The organism is Pollutimonas harenae, assembly GCF_004153685.1.
GTDB lineage: Bacteria > Pseudomonadota > Gammaproteobacteria > Burkholderiales > Burkholderiaceae_B > Pusillimonas_C > Pusillimonas_C harenae.
The window spans coordinates 660,091-685,554 of record NZ_SDQD01000001.1 but is presented as its reverse complement, the minus strand read 5'-3'; the positions used below and the strand labels follow the sequence as shown (position 1 = coordinate 685,554).

Genomic DNA, 25,464 nt, shown 5'->3' with positions numbered 1-25,464 from the left:
TCATGGCACAGAAGCAAATCAAAGTAACTCTCGTGCGCTCTGTTATCGGCACCAAGGCCTCTCACCGCGCAACCGTGCGTGGTCTGGGTTTGGGTCGTATTAACAGCAGCCGCGTGTTGGTCGATACGCCCGAGGTGCGTGGGATGATCCGTAAAGTGGATTACCTCGTTACCGTCTCGGAAGCCTGAAAGGAATCGAGATGTCAGAAACTCAACTTAATACGCTAAAACCAGCCGAAGGCGCCAAGCATGCTCGCCGTCGTGTCGGTCGTGGCATTGGCTCGGGTCTGGGTAAAACCGCCGGCCGTGGCCACAAAGGTCAAAAATCGCGTACCGGCGGTTTCCATAAAGTCGGCTTCGAAGGCGGTCAAATGCCTTTGCAACGCCGTTTGCCCAAGCGTGGTTTTACACCAATGGGTCAGCACCTGTCCGCAGAAGTGCGCCTGTCCGACCTTGAACGCCTGCCTGTCGACGAAATCGACGTGCAAGTGCTCAAGCAAGCCGGTGTGGTAGGCCAAGCCGTTCGTTTCGCCAAGGTCATCAAGTCCGGCGAACTGACGCGCAAAGTCGTACTGAAAGGCATTGCAGCAACGGCCGGCGCTCGCGCCGCAATCGAAGCTGCCGGCGGTTCGCTGGCTTAAGGGGCAACGGTGGCTAAAGCTCAGGCACAGAGTAAATCAGGACCGAAGTACGGCGATTTGAAGCGTCGTATTGTGTTCCTGATTCTCGCCCTGGTGGTCTATCGCTTGGGAACTCATATTCCCGTCCCGGGCATCAATCCTGATGCGTTGGCCGACATGTTCCAGCAAAACCAGGGCGGTATCCTGGGCTTGTTCAACATGTTTTCGGGTGGCGCTCTCGAGCGTTTCTCGGTGTTCGCACTCGGCATCATGCCGTATATTTCTGCCTCCATCATTATGCAGTTGATGGCGGTGGTGGTGCCTACCCTGGAAGCAATCAAGAAAGAAGGTGAGTCGGGTCGTCGCAAAATTACGCAGTACACTCGCTATGGCACGGTGTTCCTGGCACTGATACAGGCAGTCGGTATTTCGGTTGCTCTTGAATCACAGCCAGGCCTGGCCATCGATCCGGGCATGATGTTCCGCTTTACCACCGTCGTTACGTTGGTAACCGGCACCATGTTCCTGATGTGGCTGGGCGAGCAGATTACCGAGCGTGGTTTGGGCAACGGTATCTCCATCCTGATTTTTGCCGGTATTGTTGCGGGCTTGCCCAGCGCGCTGGCAGGCTTGCTGGATCTGGTTCGTACAGACGCCATGTCGGTGTTGTCGGCGCTGTTCATTTTCGTGATGGTCATCGCTGTTACCTACTTCGTTGTGTTCGTCGAGCGCGGTCAACGCCGCGTTACGGTCAACTACGCGAAGCGCCAGGTTGGCAACAAGATTTACGGTGGTCAAAGTTCACACTTGCCGCTCAAGCTGAATATGTCCGGGGTTATTCCGCCCATCTTCGCTTCGTCGATCATCTTGCTGCCTGCAACGGTAACCAGCTGGTTCTCCAGCAATCCGAACATGCGCTGGCTGGGTGATCTGGCTGCTGTGCTCTCACCAGGGCAACCGTTATACATTACGTTGTATTCCGCCGCTATTATTTTCTTCTGCTTTTTCTATACGGCGTTGGTATTCAACAGTCGTGAAACAGCCGACAACCTCAAGAAAAGCGGTGCATTCGTTCCGGGTATCCGGCCAGGTGAACAAACTTCGCGCTATATCGACAAGATACTGATGCGATTGACCCTGGCAGGCGCCATCTACATAACGCTGGTATGTTTGTTGCCAGAACTTATGCAGGCACGTTGGAATGTACCGTTTTATTTTGGTGGTACTTCGCTGCTGATTATTGTGGTGGTTACCATGGATTTCATGGCACAGGCGCAAGCCTACATGATGTCCCACCAATACGACTCGTTGCTCAAGAAGGCTAACTTCAAGGGCGCCGGGCTACCAATGCGGTAGAAAAATGGCAAAGGACGACGTCATACAAATGCAAGGTGAGGTTCTCGAGAACCTTCCCAACGCAACTTTTCGCGTCAAGCTCGAAAACGGCCATGTAGTACTGGGTCATATATCAGGCAAGATGCGTATGCATTACATCCGGATTCTGCCGGGTGACAAGGTTACAGTGGAGCTCACGCCCTATGACCTGTCGCGTGCCAGAATTGTTTTCCGCTCTAAATAAGCGGCCGGTTACAGGAAACTAGGAGTCAACCATGAAGGTAATGGCATCGGTAAAGCGGATCTGCCGCAACTGCAAGATCATTAAACGTCACGGCGTGGTGCGTGTCATCTGCACAGACCCACGTCACAAGCAGCGCCAAGGCTAAGCCCAGGCGCAACGGATTTAACAAGGAACAGTCATGGCCCGTATTGCTGGCATCAACATTCCGCCGCATCAACACGCCGAAATCGGTCTTACCGCGATTTTTGGTATTGGTCGCACTCGCGCTCGCAAAATCTGCGAATCCGCTGGTATCGAACTCTCCAAAAAGGTCAAGGATCTGACCGACGCCGAACTCGAGCGTATCCGCGAACACGTTGGCGTGTTCACGGTTGAAGGTGATTTGCGTCGCGAAGTACAACTTTCGATCAAGCGTCTGATCGACTTGGGAACTTATCGAGGCATGCGCCACAAGCGTGGCTTGCCTGTGCGCGGTCAACGTACCCGTACCAACGCCCGCACCCGTAAGGGGCCGCGCCGCGCTGCTGCTTCCCTGAAGAAATAATCGAGGAATAGAAGATGGCGAAAGCTTCCAACAGCGGCGCATCCCGCGTACGCAAAAAAATCAAGAAGAGCGTCTCGGACGGCATTGCGCACGTTCACGCGTCCTTCAACAACACGATCATCACCATTACCGATCGTCAGGGCAACGCATTGTCCTGGGCAACGTCGGGTGGTGCAGGTTTCAAGGGCTCGCGTAAGTCCACACCGTTTGCCGCCCAGGTGGCAGCCGAGTCGGCAGGTCGCGTAGCGTTGGAATATGGCATTAAAACACTAGAAGTTCGCATCAAAGGGCCCGGCCCTGGCCGTGAATCGTCCGTGCGTGCACTGAATGCTCTGGGTATCAAAATCTCCAGCATCTCTGACATCACGCCCGTGCCGCATAACGGCTGCCGTCCGCCCAAGCGTCGTCGCATCTAAGAGGAAGCATCATGGCACGTTATATTGGACCTAAATGCAAACTCTCGCGTCGCGAGGGTACAGATTTGTTCTTGAAGAGCGCCCGTCGCTCACTCGACTCGAAATGCAAAATCGAGTCTAAACCTGGTCAACACGGCCGTACGTCGGGTGCCCGCACCTCCGACTACGGTGTGCAGCTGCGCGAGAAGCAAAAACTCAAGCGTATGTACGGTGTTCTGGAAAAGCAATTCCGCAAATACTTTGCTGAAGCAGAGCGTCGCCGTGGCAACACAGGCGAGACCCTGATTCAATTGCTGGAATCGCGTCTGGACAACGTCGTGTACCGCATGGGCTTCGGCTCCACGCGTGCAGAAGCTCGTCAGTTGGTCAATCACCGCGCTATCGAGTTGAACGGCCACACCGCCGACATCGCCTCCATGCTGGTCAAGGCAGGCGACGTAATCTCCATTCGCGAAAAGGCCAAGGCTCAGCTGCGTATCCGTGAATCGCTTGATCTGGCCACCGGCCAAGGCTTGCCCCAGTGGGTTGAAGTCGATACGAACAAGCTTGCCGGTACGTTCAAGCAGGCTCCTGATCGTGCTGATGTCGCTCGCGACGTCAACGAGTCGATGGTTGTCGAACTGTATTCGCGCTAATCGTAGTATTGCAGTAACCCCGCTTAACCGCCCACTTCTCCGGCTCCTGGCCGGAAGGTGGGCTTTGCGGTTCTATTCGCCGGTTTACCGGCTTGTCCGTCAGCCTTATCGGTGTAACGAGCCGAGGGTATTGAAAAGGAACACTCATGCAGTCTCAAGGTTTTCTGAAACCCCGTTCGATTGAAGTCGAACCCGTAGGCAAAAATCACGCCCGTGTCGTGATGGAGCCCTTCGAGCGTGGCTATGGCCACACCCTGGGCAATGCCCTGCGTCGCATTTTGCTGTCGTCCATGACTGGCTACGCACCCACCGAAGTCCAAATGACTGGTGTGGTTCACGAATACTCGACCATTGCTGGCGTTCGTGAAGATGTGGTCGATATTCTGTTGAACCTGAAAGGCGTGGTTTTCAAGCTGCATAATCGCGAAGAAGTCACCCTGGTGCTGCGCAAGCAAGGCGCTGGCGTTGTGCTGGCCAGCGATATCGAACTGCCGCACGACGTTGAAATCATCAATCCCGATCACGTCATTGCAAACCTGACCGATGCCGGTAAGCTCGAAATGCAGATCAAGGTTGAGCAAGGCCGTGGCTATGTGCCCGGCAACGTGCGCGCCTTGTCCGATGACCGCACCCACACCATCGGCCGTATCGTGCTCGACGCATCGTACAGCCCCGTGCGCCGCGTCAGCTATGCTGTTGAAAGCGCCCGTGTGGAGCAGCGTACCGACCTCGACAAGCTGGTGCTCGACATCGAAACCAATGGCGTCGTCTCGCCTGAAGAAGCTGTTCGCCAGTCGGCTCGCATCCTGATGGATCAAATTTCTGTATTTGCCGCCCTCGAAGGCGCCGGCGATTCGTACGAAGACGCTCCTTCCCGTGCCGCCCAGCAAATCGATCCTGTGCTGCTGCGTCCGGTTGACGATCTCGAACTCACCGTGCGTTCAGCCAACTGCCTCAAGGCCGAAAACATCTACTACATCGGTGATCTTATTCAGCGCACCGAAAACGAGTTGCTCAAGACCCCCAACCTGGGTCGCAAGTCGCTCAATGAAATTAAAGAAGTTCTTGCCGCACGCGGTCTGACTCTGGGCATGAAGCTCGAGAATTGGCCACCGCTGGGTCTGGAGCGTCCTTAATCGCTTCGGCGGGTTGCTTCGGCAGCCCGCCGCAGTAAAACAGGCACAAATGTGCTAAAGTTCTGCCCTTTCATCCGGACCGCAGCTCAGCTGATAGAAGATCCGGTTAACTGGCGGGCTCGCCCGTTCACTTAGATTCAAAGGAAAACATCATGCGTCACCGTAGTGGTTTGCGTAAACTCAATCGCACCAGCAGTCATCGCCTTGCCATGTTCCGCAACATGGCCGTTTCGTTGCTTACCCACGAAGCCATCAAAACCACTTTGCCCAAAGCCAAAGAGCTGCGCCGTGTCGTCGAGCCGCTGATCACGCTGGGTAAAGAGCCTACCTTGGCCAACAAGCGCCTGGCTTTCGCCCGTCTGCGTGACCGCGACGCCGTTATCAAGCTGTTCGCCGAAATCGGCCCACGCTACAAAGAGCGTAACGGCGGCTACACCCGTGTCCTGAAGATGGGCTTCCGCCAGGGCGACAATGCTCCCATGGCTTTCATGGAACTGGTCGATCGCCCAGAGGTCGAAGAAGTCGAAGCCGAATAAGTATCCGGTTTTATGTTGGAAAAACGGGCTCAGTTCACACAAGCCCGTTTTTTTTATGCCCGGCTCCTTGGAAAGTGTTTTGAAAAGATTAGCTTGGCATTGAGCCCGGACAATGCCGTATGTACGGGCTCGCGGTAGAATCATTCATCCACATCCACTGAGCAGGTACATTGTTGTGAGCTCCGTATCGTCACCCGAGCTGGCGCCATCCCTCTATGCCGCCCACGATGTCGTTGTCATTCTTAGCAATGCGCCCGACATGTTGCTGGCCAAGCGCATTGCGCATGTGCTGGTCGAAGAGCATTTGGCCGCTTGTGTGAACCTTGGTGCGCAGGGCTTGTCTATGTACATGTGGCAGGACGAGCTGGAAGGGACGGAAGAAATACCCATCACCATCAAGACTACCGGATTCCGGGCACAGGCCTTGATCGAGCGTTTGATGGCACTACACCCCTACGAGGTGCCAGAAGTCCTGGTGTTACCGGTTTTAGGTGGCTCTATCAGCTATCTGGAATGGGTACGCGCGCAAGTACGGGTTTAAAGGAAAGTTTATGCGGTACGAGCCGCGAGCCAATTACACAACACCAACAGGTGCAGCGGCCACCTTGATGTCTACGCGCGCTCATGCCCGACGCCTGTTTGTCGTAGCCACAGCGTTGCTCTACTTGCTAATGGCGGTGTTTCTGCTGCGTAGTGGGCCGGCACAAGCCGAAGAAGAATTCCTCGATCCGGAAGTCGCCTTTGTCATGTCGGCCGCGACCCCAACTCCCGGCACGCTGGATGTCCACTTCAAGATTGCTCCCGAATACTATATGTACCGCGAGCGCTTCGCGTTTGCGGTCACGCCGGAGACGGCTTCTGCGGCGCAGGGTGATCCCGTCTATCCCGCAGGCATCGTCAAGTACGACCCTACCTTCGAACAAGACCTGGAAGTCTATTACGATCAGGTGACAGTACGTCTTCCGCTTATAGCGGGTCGGGATCAACCCTTTACCCTGGCCATTACCAGCCAGGGCTGTGCCGATGCGGGTTTGTGCTACCCGCCCATGACTAAAGAAATCGAATTGACGCCGGTGGCGGGCGGCTATCAGGCTCAAGGCGAGCAGGTTGTTGCCAATGTGCCTGCGCCGCGCTCGCAGGCCGAGCTGGCTGCTGCAGGGGCAAGTGCTGGTGCCGAGCGTCAGGCAGGCCTGCGGGATGCCCTGACTTTGGGCGACACCGGTTTTGCGGACTATCTTGCAGGCGCCGGCTGGGCTGAAATCATTTTATTGTCGGTGTTATTGGGCTTGTTGCTGTCTTTTACGCCTTGCGTGCTTCCCATGGTGCCGATTTTGCTGGCTATTCTGGCGGGTAACGCAGGCGAACAAAAGAAAATATCGCGCTGGCGCGGATTGTCGCTGGCAGCCATGTTTGTACTGGGCATGTCCATCGTCTACACCGTGCTCGGCGTGGCGGCCGGACTCATAGGCGCGAGCTTGGCCAACTGGCTGCAAACACCATGGGTGCTGGCGTTGTTTGCGCTGCTGCTGGCAGTCCTGGCGCTAGCCATGTTCGATGTATTTACCTTGCAGGCTCCCACGGCGATGCAGTCGGCACTTAATCATCGCCTGTCGCGCTTGCCTGGCGGGCGTTACGGCGGCGTATTCCTGATGGGAATGGTGTCTGCCCTGATTGTTGGGCCCTGCGTTGCAGCCCCCCTGGCGGGTGTTTTGTTATTCATTTCCCAAACCGGCGACCTGGTGCTGGGAGGCACTGCTCTGTTCGCCATGGCGTGGGGCGAGGGCCTGCTGTTGCTGGCGGTAGGGGCCACGTCGGGCTTGTTGCTGCCCAAGGCGGGCGCCTGGATGAACGGTATCAAACGCCTGTTTGGCATTTTGTTGCTGGCAACAGCCTGGTGGATGGTGAACTCTATTTTACCGGCGTGGTTGAACATGCTGGGCTGGGCTCTGCTGGCCCTGTGGGGCGCCGCTATGCTGGGCGCCTTCGAGGCCATTCCCGCTGGTGCTGGTGCCGGGCGCTTTCTTAACAAGGCTTTGGGGTTGCTGCTGGCGTTATGGGCTGCTGTGCTCATTGTCGGGATGGCGGCGGGAGGGCGTGAGCTACTCCGGCCGCTGGCGCCTTTTGCGACGGTTGCAGGTGTCGGGAGCCCTGTAGCGGCCAATATGAGCATCGATGCGGTCAAGGCTCAGTTTACGCAAGTAGGTTCGGTCGCCGAGCTGGATAATCTGCTGGCCAATACGAATCGGCCTGTCATGCTCGATTTTTATGCCGATTGGTGTGTGTCGTGTATAGAAATGGAAAAATTCACTTTCAGTGACCCTGGTGTGGCGGCGCAGATGTCGCAATTGCTGCTGGTGCAGGCGGATGTGACCAAGAATACGGATGAGGATCGGGCGTTGTTGAAACGCTTCAATCTGTTCGGTCCGCCGGGGATTATTTTCTTTGACGCGCAAGGTCGGAAATTGAGCGATGCACGGGTGGTTGGCTTCAAGAATGCGCGTGATTTCGGCGCTGTGCTTGATAAGGTACTTGCCAATCGTGGCGGCGCGACGCTGAATAGTTTGCTGTTGCGAGAGAACTGAACGGGCGTCTCTGCCTTAGACGGGAGCTCGTTGAATACCGCCTGCAAGGCTACCCCCGGCGGGGGGGCAGCGATTGGTGGGCGGGGTGGTTACTGCTCTTTCAGAATCCTGGCTGCGGCGACCGCAAAATAGGTCAGGATGCCGTCGCCGCCAGCCCGTTTGAAGGCGAGCAGGGACTCCATCATGACCTTGTCATGGTCGAGCCAGCCGTTGGCTGCTGCAGCCTTGATCATGGCGTATTCGCCGCTGACCTGGTAGGCATAGGTTGGCATGCCGAACGCATTTTTTACATCGCGCAGAATGTCCAGGTAAGGCAAGCCAGGCTTGACCATGACCATATCGGCACCTTCACGGATGTCGGCAGCTACCTCGCGCAGGGCTTCGTCGCGATTGGCCGGATCCATCTGGTACGTAAATTTATTGGATTTGCCCAGATTGCTTGCCGAACCTACTGCATCACGGAAGGGGCCATAGAAAGCGCTGGCATATTTGGCAGAGTACGCCATGATGCGCGTGTAGATAAGCTGATCGGCTTCGAGTGCGAGGCGTATGGCACCTATACGGCCATCCATCATGTCACTGGGAGCGACGATGTCGACGCCGGCTTGCGCCTGCACCAAGGCCTGGCGAACCAGGATGTCGACAGTGGGCTGATTCAGCACATAGCCGTCTTCGTCGATCACGCCATCCTGGCCGTGGCTGGTGTAGGGATCCAGTGCTACATCGGTCAGGACGCCCAGTTCGGGAAAGCGTTGCTTGAGTGCCGCAACGACGCGAGGCACCAAGCCTTGCGGGTTGGCCGCTTCGATGCCGTCAGGTGTCTTCAGGCTGGGGTCGATAACGGGAAACAGCGCAATCACCGGAATACCAAGACTGACACATTCCTCGGCGGCTTCCAGCAGCGTATCGGGCGAATAACGCACAACCCCGGGCATGGAAGGAACAGGTTCGCGCACGCCCTGGCCTTCCATGACGAACACGGGGTAGATCAGGTCGTTGGTCGTGAGCACGTTCTCGCGCACCAGACGGCGGGAAAAATCGTCGCGGCGATTGCGGCGCAGACGCGTGGCAGGGAAATCGGTGGGAAGTATGAATGAAGTCATGGCACTACCTTGGGAGAGATCCAGTTTTCGATTTGTGCTGTGGCCGTATCCAGGCCCAGGCGATGAGTGGCAGAGAAGGGCATGGCGTTCAGTGCGCCAATATCGGCTAATTGCTTCTTGACGGCGGCAACCGCCTTGATGCGTTGACCATAAGGGAATTTGTCGGCCTTGGTCAACAAGGCCAGAACCGGCGTGCCGGTAGGGGCGATCCAGTCGGCCAGGCGGCGGTCAAGCTCGGTGACGCCCCGGCGTATGTCAATCAGCATAACGATCCCAGCCAAAGAGCTGCGGCTACGCAGATAGCCGCCCAGAACGTCGGCCCATTCTTCACGGGCTTCGCGGGCAACCGAGGCATAACCATAGCCCGGCAAATCGACCAGGAAACCGAGGAATGCACCCTGTTCGACCGGATCGGGGATTCCGAACAGGTTGATCAGGCGTGTGCGTCCTGGTGTTTTACTGGAAAACGCCAGGCGTCGCTGATTGGTCAGGACGTTAATGGCCGACGATTTGCCCGAGTTCGATCGGCCTACAAAACAGACTTCAGCCGTTGTTGGGGGCGGGAGTTGATCGAGTCGGGCCGCAGAAACGGTGAAGGAAGCGCGATGCAAAATGGACACAATGATTACCTGGAACGGTTTAATTCAACTGCTATTGTATAATCGCAGGTTTGAAACAGTTGCGTCATTTCTTCCGGGGGCCTGCTTTGGTAGAAGTGGCATTGTCATCGTGGTGTTTTTGCACCCGGATCGAATAGCGATCGTCGAGGTCTTCATGAAGCTTATGCTTTCCAGAATCGTAATTGCCAGTAGCTTGCTGCTGGGGTCTTCCGTAGTTTCATTAGCGCATGCTGCGGATGTGGCTGTTGCCAAGCCCGATGCCGCCAAGGGTGAGCAGCTATACACCAATGGTGACATGGCGCGTGGCGTTCTGGCCTGTGCCAGCTGTCATGGCGCGGCAGGTAACAGCACCATTCCCGCCAACCCCAACCTGTCCAGCCAGCCTCACGAATATTTGGTCAAGCAACTGGTCGATTTTGCACCCAAAGACGAAAAATCCAAGCCAGCCCGTGGTGGTCCGGACGGCGCGCCTTCTGTCATGACACCGTTTGCTTCGGCGCTTACCGCTGAAGACCGGCAGAACATTGCCTATTACCTGGCTCAGCAGCCGCTCGATCCTGAAACGGCTGCCTCTGCCACCAACGAAGCCACCATGGAACGCGGCCAGCATATCTGGCGTGGTGGGTTGCCCGATCGCAAGGTCCCGGCCTGCGCCGGCTGCCACTCGCCCAACGGGGCAGGCATTCCCGGTGCCTATCCACGGCTGGCGGGCCAGCATCCCAGCTACCTGGCTGATCAGCTCAAGCATTTCCGCAGCAACGATCGTGCCAATAGCACGGTCATGCACGAAATTGCCGACCGCATGTCCGACGCCGACATCGCAGCGGTAGCCGATTACGCGGCAGGCTTACGTTAAAGTCAGCCAACGTGACTTGCCGCAGCAACGTACTGCGGCAGGCAGATTAAAATAAAGGGGACGCTGTTGCCAGCTTCCCCTTTTTTATGAAGATTTCTCTTGTGAAACCTGTTCCATCCACGCGTAGTCTGGGCGCAGAAGTCGTCGAGCTACTTGGCTCCATGCGGTTTGCCGTCAGCTTGCTGATGTTTATTTGCGTGGCCAGCCTAATTGGCACTGTGTTGCAGCAGAACCAGGCCGCCAACAGTTATGTGGATCAGTTCGGGCCATTCTGGTTTACGGTATTCGATAAATTCTCCATCTGGCATATTTACAACAGCTGGTGGTTTTTACTGATCATGGCTTTTCTGGTGGTATCGACCACCATCTGTTTGTTGCGTAATGCGCCCAAGATGGTGCGCGATATGCGGTCTTTCCGCGAATACGTGCGCGGTAGCAGCCTACGCTCCTTCCACCATCGGGTTGAAACGGTTGCACCCATTCCGCCGGCCGAGAGCCTTGCGCGCCTGCAAGAGTGGCTGAGCAAGCAGGGTTATAAGTCCAAACTCAGACAGGACGGCGACAGCGTCATGCTGGCGGCCAAGAAAGGTAGTGCCAATCGACTGGGATACATTTTTGCACATGCCGCCATTGTGGTGATTTGCATCGGCGGTCTGCTCGACAGTGAACTGCCGGTTCGCCTTCAGGTGTGGTTGGGCGGCAAGCTGCCTATTACCCAGAACATGCTCATATCCGAGGTGCCTGAATCAGGGCGTTTGTCGGCGCGCAATCCCAGTTTCAGGGCCAATATGCTGGTGCCTGAAGGCGCGCAAAGCAGTAGTGGCATTATTGCTGTCGGTGAAGGTGTGCTGGTACAGCCTTTACCCTTCAGCCTGAAGCTGAACAAGTTTGTGGTGGACTATTACTCTACCGGTATGCCCAGCAGCTTCAAAAGCGAGGTCGAGATTACCGATCCCGATACGGGCAAGTCTTTTAGCCAGACCATAGAAGTGAATGAACCCTTGCGCTATAAGGGCGTCACGGTGTATCAGTCCAGCTTCGATGATGGCGGCAGTAAGCTCGAACTGCTAGGTTATCCGCTGGCAGGCGCATCGGCTCAGCCTTTTGAGCTTGCTGGCACCGTAGGGTCCAGCACAGATATCACGGCTGTAGGTGGCGACCAGCCCGTACCCTTGAAAATCGAGTTTTCCGGCTTGCGTGTCATCAATGTGGAAAACCTGTCTGGCGACGTTGAGCCCCAACCCAAGGCCGTCATTGATCATGTTGCCTCTGTAACCGGAAGCGCGGCGGGGGCCAAGAACGAGCATTTGCAGAATGTGGGCCCCAGTGTGCAGTACCGGATTATCGGTGAAGACGGTCAGGCGCATGAATTCACCAATTACATGTTGCCCATGATGCTGGATGGCAGTTCGGTTTTTCTGGTTGGTGTTCGTGATTCCGAGGCACAGCCTTATCGTTATATCCGGATTCCCGCCGATTCCGACAACTCTGTGGGCGAGTTCATGAAACTGCGGGCTGCGCTGGCCGAGCCGGCCTTGGTGCGCGAGGCGGCTGCGCGCTTTGCCCAGAAGAATGCCAACCCCTCCATGCCTGCGTCCATGCTCGAAAAGGCAGCCCAAGGTGCACTGGAGACCTTTTACCGCAAGGGCTTCAATGGCATTATTGAAAAAGTACCCGAGCCAGAACGTGAGAAAGTGCTGGGCTTTGCCGTGCCCATGATTCAGTTAACATTGACTGAGCTGCGAGCTGTGATGCGTGAACGTTCCGGCCTGCCGGCGGTCAAACTCGAAGGACCAGATGGGGTACAGGCCGACCAATGGATACAAATGTCTTTATTGGCGTTGGCAAATTTGCCCGATTATCCGGCACCCGTGTTCCTTAGCCTGAAAGGGTTTGAACAGGTCGAGGCCAGTGTATTCCAGGTTGCGCGCAGCCCGGGTAAAAATACGGTTTATCTGGGCTGCCTGTTTTTGATTATTGGTGTTTTTTCCATGTTTTATATCCGTGATCGTCGAATCTGGATATGGGTCAAACCACATGCCAAGGGCAGCGAGCTCTTGGCCGCCATGACATCGCAGCGGCGTACACTTGATTTCAATCATGAGTTTGACCGCTTTAAAGAGGCGTTCAATCGCCTTGCTACGTAACGAGGTTTTCCAATGACCGACACCATTCTTTCGCCGAGCGCACCGTTGTGGCAAGAAGCCATGAGCGCCAGTGGCGACTCGCGGGGCCACCGAGGCAGACCCGACTGGACCGATGTGGCGTTTTTCCTGGCGCTGGTTGTTGGCGCGGGTGTGGCGTTGAGTCAATTCAGCCAAAGCATGGACTACTACGAGAAGCTTATTCTCTGTGGCGCTGTGCCCGGATTGGCCTGGATGGCATGGCTGTGGCGACCCTTGCGCACACTCATGATCGCTGCTGGGGCAAGCGCCCTGTTTGCGATCTGGCTGTACAGTGGGGGTCAAGGGCTGGCTCAAGGTGACATTACCCGCGCCGAAAACGTGTTCTTCCTGAAGTATCTGTTCTCTTCCCAGTCGGCCATTTTATGGATGTGTTCGCTGTTTGTACTGGCCATGGTGTGCTACTGGATAGGTTTTGTCAGTAAGACCGCCGCGTGGCTGGGCACTGTCCTGACCTGGAGCGCAGTGTATGCCGGTGTTACAGGCATGCTGGTGCGCTGGCGCGAGGGCCACTTGCTGGGGCCTGACATCGGGCATATTCCGGTCAGTAATTTGTATGAAGTATTCGTGCTGTTTGCCCTGATCACGGCCTTGTTCTATTTGTACTACGAACGGCGCTATGCCACACGTGCATTGGGCGGTTTCGTGCTGCTGGTGATCAGCTCGGCGGTGGTGTTTTTGCTGTGGTACTCGTTTACGCGCGACGCTTTCCAGATTCAGCCTTTGGTGCCTGCACTGAAGAGCTGGTGGATGAAGCTGCATGTACCAGCCAACTTCATAGGCTACGGTACTTTTTCGCTATCAGCTATGGTGGGTTTTGCTTATCTGGTCAAGGAAAACGGCCAGACACGCTCCTTGGCCAAGCTGATACCCTTATTCGTACTGGGTGCCATTTTGTGTGCCGAACCCATGGTGTTTGGCTCGCGCGAACTGTCGGCCACCTGGATGCTGTACTTTGGCATAGGCGCCATTATTGTGGGCGCCATTCTGGCATTTCGCGGGCCTATCGCCAGCAAGCTGCCGTCACTCGAAATCCTCGACGACATCATGTACCGGGCGATCGCCGTCGGATTTGCGTTCTTTACGGTAGCCACTATTTTGGGTGCACTGTGGGCAGCAGATGCCTGGGGTACATACTGGCAGTGGGACCCCAAAGAGACCTGGGCGCTTATCGTCTGGCTGAATTACGCGGCCTGGCTGCATATGCGACTCATGAAAGGCCTGCGCGGCACTATGGCGGCATACTGGGCCCTGATCGGGCTGGTGATCACGAGCTTTGCCTTCCTGGGCGTCAATATGTTCTTGTCGGGCCTGCATTCCTACGGCGAGCTTTGACAGCACACAGCACAAAATAAATATGGCCGGGTAAACCGGCCATATTTATTTTTACTTGAACAATGCTCTGAATAAGCCGTCGCGTTTTCAGGGCTACCCTAGTATGGATTCGCTGGCATACAGGCTTTCCAGCGGCTCGCGTGGACGCACCAGATGCGCAGTATCACCATCGACCATGACTTCGGCCGCACGGGGGCGCGTGTTGTATTGGCTGGCCATCGTGAAGGCATAAGCGCCCGCCGACATGATCGCCAGCAGATCGCCCTGCTGCAAGGTCAGCTTGCGATCGCGCGCCAGCCAGTCGCCACTTTCACAAATCGGGCCGACAATATCGTACAAGGTATCGCCCTGTGTACGCGGCTTGACGGCCTCGACACTGTGCCAGGCGTCGTACAGCGTGGGGCGTATCAAGTCATTCATGGCGGCGTCGACAATGGCGAAGTTCTTGGCTTCACTGTGCTTCAGGTATTCGACCTGCGTGAGCAATACGCCCGCATTGCCGACCAATGAGCGGCCTGGCTCCAGAACGATTTGCAGGTGATCCAGTTGATGCTGCGCTAGCATCTCGAACACCTTGTTGAGCAGATCGCTGGGCGTCAGCGGCTGTTCATCGGTGTAGCGGATGCCTATGCCGCCGCCCAGGTCCAGGTGCTTAAGATGAATGCCATGGCTGGCCAGGGTCTGGATCAGTGCAATCAGCTTGTCCAGGGCATCAAGATAGGGACTGACTTCGGTAATCTGGGACCCGATATGGCAATCGACACCCACAATATTCAGGCTTGGCAGGCTCGCGGCATGTTGATAGACCTCGACGGCCTTTTCAATGGCAATGCCAAATTTGTTCTCTTTCAGGCCGGTGGAAATATAGGGGTGGGTTTGTGCATCGACGTCGGGATTCACACGCAGTGACACGAGTGCAATCTTGCCCATATCTTGGGCGACTTGCGCCAGGCGTGTCAGCTCGGCTTCTGACTCGACGTTGAAGCATTTCACGCCAGCTTCCAGAGCCGCCTGCATTTCCCAGACCTGTTTGCCTACGCCCGAAAACACGACTTTGGCAGGATCGGCGCCGATTGCCAGTACGCGCGCCAGCTCGCCGCCGGAGACGATATCGAAGCCGGTTCCCAGATTCTTGAACTCATTGAGCACTGCCAGGTTGGAATTGGCTTTCATGCCGTAGCACACCAACACATTGCGACCTTCTGTGGCGACGCGGTAGGCCTCCCAGGCATCGCGCAGGGCCTGGCGCGAATAGACATACAGGGGCGTGTCGTAGGTTTCGGCCAGTTGGGTCAAAGAGAGGTTTTCGGCGTGCAGCGTGCCGTTCTTGAATTGGAAATGCGGGGCGACAGTCATCGTGGATGGCTTGATTTAAAAGTTGACGGGCCAAGAGGCCGGATACTGGAGTTTACTGTACGGGGCTGGGTGTAGCGCCCGATGGGAGTTCGCCGGGTAGGCTGCCTGCTTCGGCGGCTGGCAGCGTTGTCGACGGAGGTGGCGTTGTCAGTGATTCGTCGGGTGCCGGGGGCGGAGGCATGTACAGTGGGCCCTTGTAGCCGCAAGCCGTGAGCATCGTCGCCATGAACAGGCCTGCGAGTAGACGAGGACCAGCCTTGCATTGGAGGAAGTCTTGAGGCTTGGGCATAGGATTAATCAGTTCCAATTTAAAACGGGACGTTGGGCGGTTGTTCGCGCTGCTGGCCTCCGCCGCCGGTCAATTGATCGAGCAGATTACCTATGGCATCCAGTCCGCCGCCGTCGACAGGGATGTCTTCAGGCGAGGGTAGTCCGACACGCGCAACTGCCTTGCCGGGCGGAAACTCATCGAAGTAATACTCGCCATTGATTTTGCTCAGACCGCTGGGCATGGGGCCAGGAGGGGTTTCGGGTTGGTCTTTCAAGGCTGCACGCATGTAGTCGAGCCAGATAGGCAGTGATGCACCGCCACCGGTTTCACTGGAGCCCAGGGAGCGCGGACGATCATAGCCCATCCAGACTACGCCAACGAGTTTAGGTGTAAACCCGGCAAACCAGGCATCGTGCGAATCGTTGGTAGTACCGGTTTTGCCGCCAATATCGTTACGCTTCAGTTCGCGGTGCACACGGGCACCTGTGCCGTAGGTGGCTACGCCGCGCATTAAGTCGTTCATGACATACACCGTGCGAGGGTCTATTGCCCTGGCTGCCGCGTCGCCTGCAACAACTGGCTTGGCTTGCATGATGACTTTGCCACTGCTGTCGGTGACGTGGTCAATGAGATAAGGCGGAACGCGATAGCCACCGTTGGCAAATACGGAATAGGCACCAGCTAATTGCAGCGGTGTGACACTGCCCGCACCCAGCGCCAGCGGCAATACAGCAGGCTGGCGGTCGCGGTCGAAACCGAAGCGGGTGACATAGTCTTGTACATACTTAGGGCCGACCGCCTGCATGATTCGGATCGAGATCATGTTCTTTGATTTGTACAAACCCTGGCGCAGGGTCAACATGGGTTCGTACTTGTTGCCGTAATTCTTGGGTGTCCAGGCTTTGGAGCCGGTTTGTGCTGCGGTCAGGGTGAACGGTTCGTCGGAAATCTGGGTGGCGGGTGTTAGCCCGCGTTCGAGTGCCGAGGCATAGATGAAGGGCTTGAAGGCCGACCCGGGCTGGCGCCAGGCTTGTGTAACACGGTTGAACTTGCCTTCCTGGAAATCGAAACCGCCAACCAGCGCCTTGATGGCACCATCTTGGGGGCGCACCGATACAAAGGCAGCCTGAACCGCCGGCATGTTGATCACTTCCCAGTGGTCGCCGTTCTTGTGCAGATAAACAACCGAGCCGCGCTCTATGCGGACATCGTCTTTGGCGCCCTTGACGAGGCCGCGTGCAACGATTTTCAGTGCGCCCTTGTCGGTAACATCGATGATTTCTGTTGCGCTGCGGGCAACAGTAATTTTGCTTGGGCTAGCCGCCAGCACTACGCCCGTCAGCAGGTCACCTTCGTCCGGATACTTTTCTTGCAAGTCGTCAAGCAAGGCATCCAGCTGGGCGGAGTTGTTCTCGATGCCATCGGGCAGAGCCAGGGTTTCTTCGGGGCCCGGGTAGCGGGCCCGGCGAGTGTAGTCGAGTATGCCTTCGCGGACTGCCTGATAGGCGGCTTCTTGGTCTTTGGACGAGACGGTGGTGTAAATGTTGAAGCCGCGCGAGTAAATATTGTCTTGGTACACGCTGTACAACAATTGACGGGCAAGCTCGGCTACGTATTCGCCATGTATGGCGTAGCCGCCTGCTGGTGTGCCTGGCGCTGACTTCAGGATGATTTCCTGAGCCTTGGCCTGCTCGTATTCTGCTTCGGTCAGGTAGCCCAGGCTCTTCATGCGTCCCAGCACATAAAGCTGGCGCGATTTGGCTCGTTCAAAGTTGGCAATGGGGTTGAATCGTGAGGGCGCTTTGGGAATGCCGGCCAGCATGGCGGCCTCTGCGGGCGTGATATCGCTGAGCTGTTTGCCGAAATAGGTGCGTGAAGCGGCCGCAAACCCGTAGGCGCGGTGTCCGAGGAAGATCTGATTCATGTACAGATCGAGAATTTGATCCTTGGTCAGGGTGGCTTCGATCTTGAAGGTAAGCAGCAGCTCGTAGAATTTGCGGGTATAAGTTTTTTCGGACGATAGGTAAAAGTTGCGCGCGACCTGCATGGTAATGGTGCTGGCGCCCTGAGTCTTGGACATGTGGATGATGTTGGCCAGCGCTGCACGTGCGACGCCGGCCCAGTCTATGCCGCCATGCTGATAAAAGCGGTCGTCTTCGGCTGATAAAATGGCCGACTTCATTACGTCGGGTATTTCGTGGAAGCGCAAAACGTTGCGACGCTCTTCGCCGAATTCTCCAATCAATACCTTGTCTGAGGTGTAGATACGCAAAGGTACGCGCGGACGATAGTCGATCATCGCGCTCAGATCGGGCAAGTTGGGCCAGGCCAGTGCCAGTGCCAGCGAACCCAGCAGGACGCCGCACAGCCCCAGGCCCGCCATGAAAATGGTGGCCTTGAGGATGAAGCGGCCTAGCCAGGAGCCTTGCGAGCCGGAATTATTTTTTGGAGAATTGGTAGAAGAACTCATTAGGGGCGATTTTAAGTCTAAGCTTGATCAGACTATGATTTGTGCATTAGGTTTATGTAACCGAGTAATGCAGTGTAGCGGCGTATGGTCGGGTTGCAAGTGGGATAATACACAAATGAATGATTCTTTACCTTTCGGGTCTGCCGGAATACCCAATAAAGACCAGCCCAATATAGGGCCGCTGGCTTACGATACACCGATTTTCCTGATAGGCATGATGGGCGCTGGCAAGACAACCATAGGCCGTCACCTGGCCCGCATCTTGAATCGCGAGTTCGTCGACCTTGATCATCAGCTCGAGGCCCGCTGCGGTGTCCGTGTGTCGTTGATATTCGACATCGAGGGAGAAGAAGGGTTCCGTAAGCGGGAATCGGCCGCTTTGGACGACTGCTCGCAGCGCCGCGGCATCGTACTGGCTACCGGGGGCGGTGCAATTCTTGCCACTGAAAATCAGCGCTACCTGAAAGAGCGTGGCGTGGTCGTATACCTGCGGGCAACGGCCGAAGAGCTGTTTCGCCGCGTGGCCCGCGATCGCAGTCGCCCATTGCTGCAAACGCCCGATCCACAGGCCCGTATCCGCGAATTGCTGGTGCAGCGCGAACCCATATACGAAAGCCTGGCCGACCTGACGCTTGAAACCGGCAGTACTCCGGCCACGCAAATTGTGCGTGTGCTGGTCTCCATGCTGCAACAACACGAGGTGCAATTATGACAACCGTCCAGGTCAATACGCCGGGGGGGGCCTATCCCATCCAGATCGAGGCCAAGCGTCTCGACAAACTCGGGCAGAGCATTCCGGACGATGCCACCGCCATCGCATTGGTCAGCAATGGTACGGTGGCTGCGCATTACCGCGAGCGGGCTGCAGCGGCTCTGGCAGCAACCGGAAAACGTGTTGTTTATATAGAACTGCCCGACGGAGAAGCCCATAAAGACTGGCAAACCCTGAACCTGATCTTCGATGGCTTGTTACAAAATAGACTGGATCGCAAGGCGGTTCTGGTGGCACTGGGTGGTGGGGTGATCGGTGATATGGTCGGTTTTGCCGCAGCCAGCTATATGCGTGGCATACGTTTCGTGCAGGTGCCCACCACTTTGCTGGCCCAGGTCGACTCTTCGGTGGGCGGCAAAACAGCCATCAATCATCCGTTGGGCAAAAACATGGTGGGCGCTTTCTACCAGCCGATTGCCGTCGAAATTGATATTGATGTGCTGTCTACTCTACCCGCGCGCGAAATCTCTGCGGGCCTGGCCGAGGTCATCAAGTACGGCCTGATCATCGATGCCGATTTTTTTGCCTGGTGCGAACAGAACGTGCAGGCCTTACGTGCGCTTGATCGGCAGGCAGTCACCTATGCCATTCAACGCTCCTGCGAACTCAAGGCTTATGTGGTGTCGCAAGACGAGCGCGAGTCCGGCTTGCGTGCGATCTTGAATTTCGGGCATACCTTTGGTCATGCCATCGAGTCCGGCCTGGGCTATGGGGTCTGGCTGCACGGCGAAGCCGTAGGTTGCGGCATGGTGCAGGCAGCCGAGCTGTCGGCGCTCACACACGGCCTATCGGCCGAAAGCGTCGCGCGTGTGCGGGCCCTGGTGCAGGCCATAGGCTGCCCCGTCCAGGCGCCCGATCTGGGCGAAGCTCAGTGGCTCGACCATATGCAGGTCGACAAGAAAACAGAAGGCGGTCAATTGCGTTTTGTATTGTTGCCTGTGATAGGCAAGGCGCAATGCGAGGGTGTGCCGTCAGACGCCTTGCGGCAAGTGCTGGCAAAAGCCGCTGTGCCGGTCCAGGCGTAAAGGCAGACGATGGCGGAGCTTGCCCCTTTTGCCAGCAGTCCTGAGCGCTCACGCGGCCGACGCCATACCGAGGCACCGCCGACCGGACGCAACGCCTTCCAGCGCGACCGCGATCGCATCATTCATTGCAATGCATTCAGGTTGCTTGAATATAAAACTCAGGTTTTCATCAATCACGAGGGTGATCTGTTTCGTACTCGTCTGACCCACAGTATCGAGGTCGCCCAGATTGCCCGTACGCTGGCCCGTAACCTGGGCTTGCATGAAGACCTGACCGAGGCCATTTCGCTGGCGCACGACCTGGGTCATACGCCCTTTGGCCATGCCGGCCAGGACGAACTGAATGCGTGCCTGCGCCAGCATGTACCCGCAGCGGGAGGCTTCGAGCATAATTTGCAAAGCCTGCGGGTCGTCGACGAGCTGGAAGAGCGTTACGCCGAATTCAATGGTCTGAATCTGTGCTTTGAAACCCGTGAAGGCATCCTGAAGCATTGCTCACTCAAGCATGCGCGACTATTGGGCGATGTGGGTGAGCGCTTTTTGGCGCGTACGCAACCCTCGCTGGAGGCGCAAATTGCCAATTTGGCTGACGAAATCGCCTACAACAATCACGATATCGACGATGGCTTGCGTTCGGGTCTGATCAGCATCGAGCAGTTACAGATGCTGGAAATCTTTGCCACACACCATGCTCAGGTCAAGCGCAAGTACCCACGGCTGGAAAAACGACGCCTGATTGCTGAAATCATACGGGCCATGATCAATACCCTGGTCATAGACCTGACCGACAATACGCTGGCCAATATCCGCCGCCATCAGCCCGGCAGTGCTGACGAGGTGCGGGCGTGTCCGATGCTGGCCGCATTCTCGCCGTCCATACGCAGCCAGGCCGATGCCCTGAAAAGTTTTTTGTTCGAAAATCTGTATCGGCACTATAGGGTCGTGCGCATGTCTACCAAGGCGCGTGCCATTGTGCGCGAACTGTTTGTGGCCTTTCTGAACGAGCCGCGGCTGCTGGCCGAAGAGCATAGGCGCGATGACGCCGTGGAGCAGGCCCGAGCGATTGCCGACTATATTGCGGGCATGACCGACCGCTACGCCATACGCGAGCATGGGCTGCTGTTCCGGATGGACTAGTTACCCGCTCAGCAGGCAAGCTTCTTTATTTTTGCAGCAGCGGCTTCAGGTAGCGCCCGGTGTAGCTGGCTGGTACGGCGGCAATCTCTTCGGGTGTCCCCTGGGCAACAATCTGGCCTCCGCCATTGCCGCCTTCCGGGCCCATGTCTATCAGCCAGTCGGCCGTCTTGATGACATCCAGATTATGCTCGATGATGACGACGGTATTTCCGCCATCGACCAGCTTGCGCAATACATCGAGCAGCAGGGCAATGTCCTGAAAATGCAGGCCGGTCGTGGGCTCGTCCAGGATGTACAAGGTGCGTCCGGTGCTGCGTTTGGACAGCTCCAGCGACAGCTTGACGCGCTGCGCCTCGCCTCCTGATAGTGTCGTGGCGCTTTGGCCCAGGCGCAGATAAGACAGGCCCACGTCCATCAAAGTATGCAGCTTGCGCGATACGCTAGGCACCGCCTCGAAGTAGCCCAAGGCCTGCTCTACGGTCAGCTCCAATACCTCGCTGATGCTGCGGCCGCGATAGCGTATGTCGAGTGTTTCGCGGTTATAGCGCTTGCCGCCGCAAACGTCGCAAGGTACGTACATATCGGGCAGGAAGTGCATTTCTACCTTGACCACGCCATCGCCCTGGCAGGCCTCGCAGCGGCCGCCTTTTACATTGAAGGAAAATCGGCCGGGATCATAGCCGCGCGTGCGTGACTCGGGCACACCGGCAAACAGCTCGCGTATGGGTGTGAACATACCCGTATAGGTGGCTGGATTGCTGCGTGGCGTGCGGCCTATGGGGCTTTGATCGACATTGATGATTTTGTCGAAATGCTCCAGACCCTCAAGACTGTCGTGAGGAGCGGGCTCGGTCTGTGCACGATGCAGCCTTTGTGCCACGGCAGTAGCCAGCGTGTCGTTGATCAGCGTGGATTTGCCTGAGCCCGAGACGCCGGTAATGCATACCAGGCGCCCCGACGGTATGGTCAGATCCACGGACTTCAGATTGTTGCCGCGACAGCCTTTCAGTTCCAGGCGCGGCAAGTCAGGTGTGACGGGGCGGCGGACCGGAATGGCGATACGCCGGCTGCCGCTTAAATATTGGCCAGTGAGTGACTGCTCATTGGCGGCCAGCTCTTGGGGGGCGCCCTGGGCCACAATACGGCCACCGTGTTCGCCCGCGCCTGGTCCCATGTCCAGCACAAAGTCGGCCGAACGAATCATGTCTTCATCATGCTCGACCACAATCACGCTGTTACCGAGGTCGCGCAGATGCTGCAAGGTTTGAATCAGCCTGTCGTTGTCACGCTGGTGCAGGCCGATAGAGGGCTCGTCCAACACATACATGACGCCAGTAAGGCCCGAGCCGATCTGGCTGGCCAGCCGTATGCGCTGCGCCTCGCCACCCGAGATCGTGTCTGCGCTGCGATCCAGCGACAGATAGCTCAGTCCAACATTATTCAGGAACTGCAGGCGCGCTTCGATCTCGCGTACGATGCGATCGGCGATTTCCTTCTTGGCGCCGGTCAGTGCCAGCTCCTGGAACCAGGTCAGACAGGCTGACAGCGACAGCGCTTCGACCTCGTAAATGGCCCGGCCGCGTCGCTCGGCTTCGCCAGGTTCGTTGCCTATCAGTACGTGACGCGCCTCGGTGCGCAGGCGCGACCCGTGGCAGTCGGGACAGACCTTGGTGTGCCGGTACTTGCCCAATTCTTCGCGCACTGCGCTGGAGTCGGTTTCGTGCCAGCGCCGCTCCAGATTGGGAATAATCCCTTCGAAAGCGTGCTTCTTGACGGTGGTACGACCCTTTTCGTTCAAATACAGAAATGAAATCTCATCATCTCCGGAACCGTATAGGACGCGCTCGCGGATTTCAGGCGACAGGGCTTCGAAAGGAGTGTCGATATCAAAATCGTAATGGGCTGCCAGGCTGGTAAGCAGCGTATGCGTAAAAGCGTTGCGGCGATCCCAGCCATTGACTGCACCGCTGGCCAGGCTAAGCTCGGGAAAGGCCACCACACGCTTGGGATCGAAGAAGTCTACGCAGCCCAGGCCATCGCAACTGGGACAGGCTCCCACCGGATTATTGAAGCTGAAAAGGCGGGGTTCAAGTTCGGTCAGGCTGTGATGACAGACCGGGCAGGCATAGCGGCTGGAAAACGCATGTTCTTCGTCGGTATCCATGTTCAGGGCAATGACCCGCCCTTCGGCCAGCTTGAGCGCTGTTTCAAAGCTTTCCGCCAGACGCTGCTGGCTTTCCGGTTTGATACGCAAACGGTCCACCACCACATCGAAATCGTGTTTGCCGGTTTTTTTCAATGGACCGAGGGTGTCGATGGACACCATTTCACCATTCACACGCAGCCGTACAAAGCCCTGGGCTTGCAAGCTGGCGCATTCTTCTTCGAAGCTGCCCTTGCGTGAACGAGCCAGGGGTGCCAGGATGGCAAGTCGGGTATCTGGCGTCCAACCCAGGACCTTGTCCACCATCTGGCTGACGCTTTGAGCCTGTAGCGGCAGGCCGTGTTCGGGGCAATAGGGCGTACCTACCCGCGCGTACAATAGCCGCAGATAGTCGTGAATTTCAGTAATCGTGCCCACGGTCGAGCGCGGATTGTGTCCGGCAGATTTTTGCTCAATGGAAATTGCCGGCGATAAACCCTCGATCAGGTCGACATCGGGTTTGTCCATCAGCTGCAGAAACTGACGGGCATAGGCCGACAGGCTTTCCACGTAGCGCCTTTGGCCTTCGGCATACAAAGTGTCGAAAGCCAGCGATGACTTTCCGGAGCCAGACAGCCCCGTCACCACCACCAGCTTGTGGCGTGGCAAATCGACAGAAATATTTTTAAGATTATGCGTTCGGGCGCCCCGGATGCGTATCGCTTCCATAAGCTTTTATCGTATATGAAGATTACTAGGCCTTTCGAAGGCCAACTTGCTACTATAACGCGCAGCCCATTTCCATGCGCTGACCGTTTTATGGCAACTTGCGATAATGCGGTATCCGCAAGCTTTTTATAGCCACCGAGTTTTTATGAGCATTCCCGTAGCCCGTCCCGGCCAGTCCTCCAGAGCCAAACTGAAGCTCACGCCCACAGAACGGCGCGCCAGCGTTACGCTGGCGCTGCTTTTCGCCTCACGCATGCTGGGCTTGTTCCTGCTGACACCGATTTTCGCGGTGGCGGCCCAGACCTTGCCTGGTGGCAATGATGCGGCCAAGGTCGGATTGGCGCTGGGAGCATACGGCCTGACGCAGGCCATTTTGCAGATTCCCCTGGGCATGGCGTCTGACCGCTGGGGGCGCCGTCCGGTCATCATTTTTGGCATGTTGCTTTTCATTGTGGGCGGCGTGATTTGTGCCCTGGCTGAGAACATAGACTGGATCATCGTTGGTCGCGTCATACAAGGCCTGGGTGCCGTGTCGGCCGCCATCACTGCCTGGGTAGCTGACGCGACCCGACCCGAGGTCCGCACGCGCGCCATGGCCATGGTGGGCGGTTCCATAGGCATTTCGTTTGCCGTCTCGCTGGTGCTGTCGCCCGTGCTGGTGGGCGAGTTCGGCTTGTCGGGCCTATTCTGGGCCATCAGTTTATTGGGCTTCGTGTGCCTGCTGATTGCCAGCTTTGTGGTGCCCTCGGTGCCCCAGGCCAAGGCGCCTATTGTCCAGGCCCGTCCGCGTGACGTATTGGCTCATGTCGACCTGCTGCGGCTGAACTTTGGTGTTTTCTGCCTGCACTTCATTCTGATGGCGTTGTTCATCGTCATGCCTGGGTTGCTAGCCACGCTGGGACACTACGATTCGGCTAATTTGTGGGAAGTCTATTTGCCGGTGATCCTGGTATCGTTTGTATTGATGGTGCCCGCTGTTTTCTACACTGAAACGCGGCGCATGCACAAGGTGGCACTTGAGGTTGCGGTCGCAGGTCTGGTCGTGGTGCTGGCGCTGATGCCTCTGGCCAGCGCCAGCTTCTTTGCCACCGTTGTAATGCTGGTAGGTTTTTTCATTGCTTTCAATATTCTCGAAGCCTTGCAGCCGTCTCTGGTTTCGCGAGTAGCGCCACCTGAGTTCAAAGGGCTGGCATTGGGTTTTTACAATACGGCGCAGTCGCTGGGAGTGTTCCTGGGAGGCGTTATTGGCGGGTTGCTGGCTTCGCTGAATCGTCCGTCTGCCGTCTTTTTACTGGCATCGGCTTTGGCGTTTGTGTGGTTTCTGACGGCGCGAGGCTTCAAGGATCAAACCTGAGCGGACAGTTTTATGCTTACGCATTTCTACGGCTCAGACTGGCCGCTGCCAGATAATTCGTCG

The 25,464-nt window shown here is 56.8% G+C and carries 25 protein-coding genes; 19 read left to right on the top strand and 6 right to left on the bottom strand.

Going from position 1 to position 25,464, the window contains the following annotated elements:
- The first annotated feature begins 2 nt into the window (after window positions 1-2).
- The 12 genes from rpmD (at window position 3) to dsbD (ending at window position 8,047) form a co-directional block, all read left to right on the top strand.
- On the top strand, window positions 3-188 hold the full coding sequence (gene rpmD / locus ERD84_RS03215; protein ID WP_013743938.1) for a 50S ribosomal protein L30: 186 nt from the start codon (window positions 3-5) through the stop codon (window positions 186-188).
- 11 nt (window positions 189-199) lie between these two features.
- Window positions 200-640 (top strand): 50S ribosomal protein L15, encoded by a 441-nt coding sequence (rplO, locus tag ERD84_RS03210; protein ID WP_130038180.1) that lies wholly within the window; start codon window positions 200-202, stop codon window positions 638-640.
- A gap of 9 nt (window positions 641-649) precedes the next feature.
- Window positions 650-1,975, top strand: a complete 1,326-nt coding sequence (secY, locus tag ERD84_RS03205; protein WP_130038179.1) for a preprotein translocase subunit SecY — start codon at window positions 650-652, stop codon at window positions 1,973-1,975.
- A 4-nt stretch (window positions 1,976-1,979) separates the two neighbouring features.
- A complete protein-coding gene (infA, locus tag ERD84_RS03200; RefSeq protein WP_009523889.1) occupies window positions 1,980-2,198 on the top strand; it encodes a translation initiation factor IF-1 in 219 nt (72 codons plus the stop codon).
- Window positions 2,199-2,229: 31 nt separating this feature from the next.
- A complete protein-coding gene (gene rpmJ / locus ERD84_RS03195) occupies window positions 2,230-2,343 on the top strand; it encodes a 50S ribosomal protein L36 (protein WP_003805360.1) in 114 nt (37 codons plus the stop codon).
- 33 nt (window positions 2,344-2,376) lie between these two features.
- The gene (gene rpsM / locus ERD84_RS03190; protein WP_013743935.1) at window positions 2,377-2,742 is read left to right on the top strand and encodes a 30S ribosomal protein S13; all 366 of its coding nucleotides are present in this window, start codon (window positions 2,377-2,379) and stop codon (window positions 2,740-2,742) included.
- Between the two features lie 14 nt (window positions 2,743-2,756).
- Window positions 2,757-3,158 carry a 30S ribosomal protein S11 gene (gene rpsK / locus ERD84_RS03185; protein ID WP_013743934.1) on the top strand — a complete coding sequence of 134 codons (402 nt, stop codon included), beginning with the start codon at window positions 2,757-2,759 and terminating at the stop codon, window positions 3,156-3,158.
- A gap of 11 nt (window positions 3,159-3,169) precedes the next feature.
- A complete protein-coding gene (gene rpsD / locus ERD84_RS03180) occupies window positions 3,170-3,793 on the top strand; it encodes a 30S ribosomal protein S4 (RefSeq protein WP_041682770.1) in 624 nt (207 codons plus the stop codon).
- Window positions 3,794-3,939: 146 nt separating this feature from the next.
- The gene (locus ERD84_RS03175; RefSeq protein WP_130038178.1) at window positions 3,940-4,929 is read left to right on the top strand and encodes a DNA-directed RNA polymerase subunit alpha; all 990 of its coding nucleotides are present in this window, start codon (window positions 3,940-3,942) and stop codon (window positions 4,927-4,929) included.
- Between the two features lie 152 nt (window positions 4,930-5,081).
- Window positions 5,082-5,465 (top strand): 50S ribosomal protein L17, encoded by a 384-nt coding sequence (gene rplQ / locus ERD84_RS03170; RefSeq protein WP_130038177.1) that lies wholly within the window; start codon window positions 5,082-5,084, stop codon window positions 5,463-5,465.
- 175 nt (window positions 5,466-5,640) lie between these two features.
- The gene (gene cutA, locus ERD84_RS03165; protein ID WP_280634392.1) at window positions 5,641-6,006 is read left to right on the top strand and encodes a divalent-cation tolerance protein CutA; all 366 of its coding nucleotides are present in this window, start codon (window positions 5,641-5,643) and stop codon (window positions 6,004-6,006) included.
- Window positions 6,007-6,016: 10 nt separating this feature from the next.
- Window positions 6,017-8,047: a protein-disulfide reductase DsbD gene (gene dsbD, locus ERD84_RS03160; protein WP_130038175.1), complete on the top strand. Its 2,031-nt coding sequence runs from the start codon at window positions 6,017-6,019 to the stop codon at window positions 8,045-8,047.
- Between the two features lie 89 nt (window positions 8,048-8,136).
- Here dsbD and hemB read toward each other — a convergent pair whose 3' ends face one another.
- Window positions 8,137-9,150 carry a porphobilinogen synthase gene (gene hemB / locus ERD84_RS03155; protein ID WP_130038174.1) on the bottom strand — a complete coding sequence of 338 codons (1,014 nt, stop codon included), beginning with the start codon at window positions 9,148-9,150 and terminating at the stop codon, window positions 8,137-8,139.
- Window positions 9,147-9,770, bottom strand: coding sequence for a ribosome biogenesis GTP-binding protein YihA/YsxC (gene yihA, locus ERD84_RS03150; RefSeq protein WP_013743925.1), 624 nt, complete (start codon window positions 9,768-9,770; stop codon window positions 9,147-9,149). Before yihA ends, hemB begins: the two co-directional genes overlap by 4 nt.
- A gap of 154 nt (window positions 9,771-9,924) precedes the next feature.
- Between yihA and ERD84_RS03145 the strand changes: the two genes are divergently transcribed.
- From ERD84_RS03145 to ccsB, 3 genes are all read left to right on the top strand, one after another.
- Entirely contained in the window at window positions 9,925-10,626 is a 702-nt protein-coding gene (locus ERD84_RS03145; protein ID WP_130038173.1) for a c-type cytochrome, read from the top strand.
- Between the two features lie 86 nt (window positions 10,627-10,712).
- Window positions 10,713-12,773 carry a cytochrome c biogenesis protein ResB gene (locus tag ERD84_RS03140; RefSeq protein ID WP_130038172.1) on the top strand — a complete coding sequence of 687 codons (2,061 nt, stop codon included), beginning with the start codon at window positions 10,713-10,715 and terminating at the stop codon, window positions 12,771-12,773.
- Window positions 12,774-12,785: 12 nt separating this feature from the next.
- A complete protein-coding gene (ccsB, locus tag ERD84_RS03135; RefSeq protein WP_130038171.1) occupies window positions 12,786-14,144 on the top strand; it encodes a c-type cytochrome biogenesis protein CcsB in 1,359 nt (452 codons plus the stop codon).
- 93 nt (window positions 14,145-14,237) lie between these two features.
- Here the strand turns inward: ccsB and lysA are convergent, their stop codons facing one another.
- From lysA to ERD84_RS03120, 3 genes are read right to left on the bottom strand one after another with little or no spacing between them, the layout of a single operon-like run.
- On the bottom strand, window positions 14,238-15,500 hold the full coding sequence (gene lysA / locus ERD84_RS03130; protein WP_130038170.1) for a diaminopimelate decarboxylase: 1,263 nt from the start codon (window positions 15,498-15,500) through the stop codon (window positions 14,238-14,240).
- A 52-nt stretch (window positions 15,501-15,552) separates the two neighbouring features.
- Window positions 15,553-15,789, bottom strand: coding sequence for an LPS translocon maturation chaperone LptM (gene lptM, locus ERD84_RS03125; RefSeq protein ID WP_130038169.1), 237 nt, complete (start codon window positions 15,787-15,789; stop codon window positions 15,553-15,555).
- A gap of 19 nt (window positions 15,790-15,808) precedes the next feature.
- The gene (locus ERD84_RS03120) at window positions 15,809-18,241 is read right to left on the bottom strand and encodes a penicillin-binding protein 1A (RefSeq protein WP_130038168.1); all 2,433 of its coding nucleotides are present in this window, start codon (window positions 18,239-18,241) and stop codon (window positions 15,809-15,811) included.
- A gap of 115 nt (window positions 18,242-18,356) precedes the next feature.
- Between ERD84_RS03120 and ERD84_RS03115 the strand changes: the two genes are divergently transcribed.
- The 3 genes from ERD84_RS03115 to ERD84_RS03105 are packed head-to-tail and all read left to right on the top strand — an operon-like array spanning window position 18,357 to window position 21,175.
- Window positions 18,357-18,953, top strand: a complete 597-nt coding sequence (locus ERD84_RS03115; RefSeq protein WP_130038167.1) for a shikimate kinase — start codon at window positions 18,357-18,359, stop codon at window positions 18,951-18,953.
- The gene (gene aroB, locus ERD84_RS03110) at window positions 18,950-20,038 is read left to right on the top strand and encodes a 3-dehydroquinate synthase (protein WP_130038166.1); all 1,089 of its coding nucleotides are present in this window, start codon (window positions 18,950-18,952) and stop codon (window positions 20,036-20,038) included. The genes ERD84_RS03115 and aroB overlap by 4 nt, the downstream gene beginning before the upstream one ends.
- 9 nt (window positions 20,039-20,047) lie before the next feature.
- Window positions 20,048-21,175 carry a deoxyguanosinetriphosphate triphosphohydrolase gene (locus ERD84_RS03105; RefSeq protein ID WP_130038165.1) on the top strand — a complete coding sequence of 376 codons (1,128 nt, stop codon included), beginning with the start codon at window positions 20,048-20,050 and terminating at the stop codon, window positions 21,173-21,175.
- A 25-nt stretch (window positions 21,176-21,200) separates the two neighbouring features.
- Here the strand turns inward: ERD84_RS03105 and uvrA are convergent, their stop codons facing one another.
- Complete coding sequence (gene uvrA / locus ERD84_RS03100; protein WP_130038164.1) at window positions 21,201-24,047, bottom strand: excinuclease ABC subunit UvrA; 2,847 nt, start codon at window positions 24,045-24,047, stop codon at window positions 21,201-21,203.
- A gap of 145 nt (window positions 24,048-24,192) precedes the next feature.
- On the opposite strand from uvrA, the gene ERD84_RS03095 reads away from it, so the two are divergent.
- On the top strand, window positions 24,193-25,401 hold the full coding sequence (locus tag ERD84_RS03095) for an MFS transporter (protein WP_130038163.1): 1,209 nt from the start codon (window positions 24,193-24,195) through the stop codon (window positions 25,399-25,401).
- Window positions 25,402-25,464: the final 63 nt, after the last annotated feature.

Bases quoted from the DNA above. Each gene is read 5' to 3' on its own strand.
- rpmD (WP_013743938.1), top strand. From the start codon at position 3: ATGGCACAGAAGCAAATCAAAGTAACTCTCGTGCGCTCTGTTATCGGC.
- rplO (WP_130038180.1), top strand. From the start codon at position 200: ATGTCAGAAACTCAACTTAATACGCTAAAACCAGCCGAAGGCGCCAAG.
- infA (WP_009523889.1), top strand. From the start codon at position 1,980: ATGGCAAAGGACGACGTCATACAAATGCAAGGTGAGGTTCTCGAGAAC.
- rpmJ (WP_003805360.1), top strand. From the start codon at position 2,230: ATGAAGGTAATGGCATCGGTAAAGCGGATCTGCCGCAACTGCAAGATC.
- rpsM (WP_013743935.1), top strand. From the start codon at position 2,377: ATGGCCCGTATTGCTGGCATCAACATTCCGCCGCATCAACACGCCGAA.
- rpsK (WP_013743934.1), top strand. From the start codon at position 2,757: ATGGCGAAAGCTTCCAACAGCGGCGCATCCCGCGTACGCAAAAAAATC.
- rpsD (WP_041682770.1), top strand. From the start codon at position 3,170: ATGGCACGTTATATTGGACCTAAATGCAAACTCTCGCGTCGCGAGGGT.
- ERD84_RS03175 (WP_130038178.1), top strand. From the start codon at position 3,940: ATGCAGTCTCAAGGTTTTCTGAAACCCCGTTCGATTGAAGTCGAACCC.
- rplQ (WP_130038177.1), top strand. From the start codon at position 5,082: ATGCGTCACCGTAGTGGTTTGCGTAAACTCAATCGCACCAGCAGTCAT.
- dsbD (WP_130038175.1), top strand. From the start codon at position 6,017: ATGCGGTACGAGCCGCGAGCCAATTACACAACACCAACAGGTGCAGCG.
- hemB (WP_130038174.1), bottom strand. From the start codon at position 9,150: ATGACTTCATTCATACTTCCCACCGATTTCCCTGCCACGCGTCTGCGC.
- ERD84_RS03145 (WP_130038173.1), top strand. From the start codon at position 9,925: ATGAAGCTTATGCTTTCCAGAATCGTAATTGCCAGTAGCTTGCTGCTG.
- ERD84_RS03140 (WP_130038172.1), top strand. From the start codon at position 10,713: ATGAAGATTTCTCTTGTGAAACCTGTTCCATCCACGCGTAGTCTGGGC.
- ccsB (WP_130038171.1), top strand. From the start codon at position 12,786: ATGACCGACACCATTCTTTCGCCGAGCGCACCGTTGTGGCAAGAAGCC.
- lysA (WP_130038170.1), bottom strand. From the start codon at position 15,500: ATGACTGTCGCCCCGCATTTCCAATTCAAGAACGGCACGCTGCACGCC.
- lptM (WP_130038169.1), bottom strand. From the start codon at position 15,789: ATGCCCAAGCCTCAAGACTTCCTCCAATGCAAGGCTGGTCCTCGTCTA.
- ERD84_RS03120 (WP_130038168.1), bottom strand. From the start codon at position 18,241: ATGAGTTCTTCTACCAATTCTCCAAAAAATAATTCCGGCTCGCAAGGC.
- ERD84_RS03115 (WP_130038167.1), top strand. From the start codon at position 18,357: ATGAATGATTCTTTACCTTTCGGGTCTGCCGGAATACCCAATAAAGAC.
- aroB (WP_130038166.1), top strand. From the start codon at position 18,950: ATGACAACCGTCCAGGTCAATACGCCGGGGGGGGCCTATCCCATCCAG.
- ERD84_RS03105 (WP_130038165.1), top strand. From the start codon at position 20,048: ATGGCGGAGCTTGCCCCTTTTGCCAGCAGTCCTGAGCGCTCACGCGGC.
- uvrA (WP_130038164.1), bottom strand. From the start codon at position 24,047: ATGGAAGCGATACGCATCCGGGGCGCCCGAACGCATAATCTTAAAAAT.
- ERD84_RS03095 (WP_130038163.1), top strand. From the start codon at position 24,193: ATGAGCATTCCCGTAGCCCGTCCCGGCCAGTCCTCCAGAGCCAAACTG.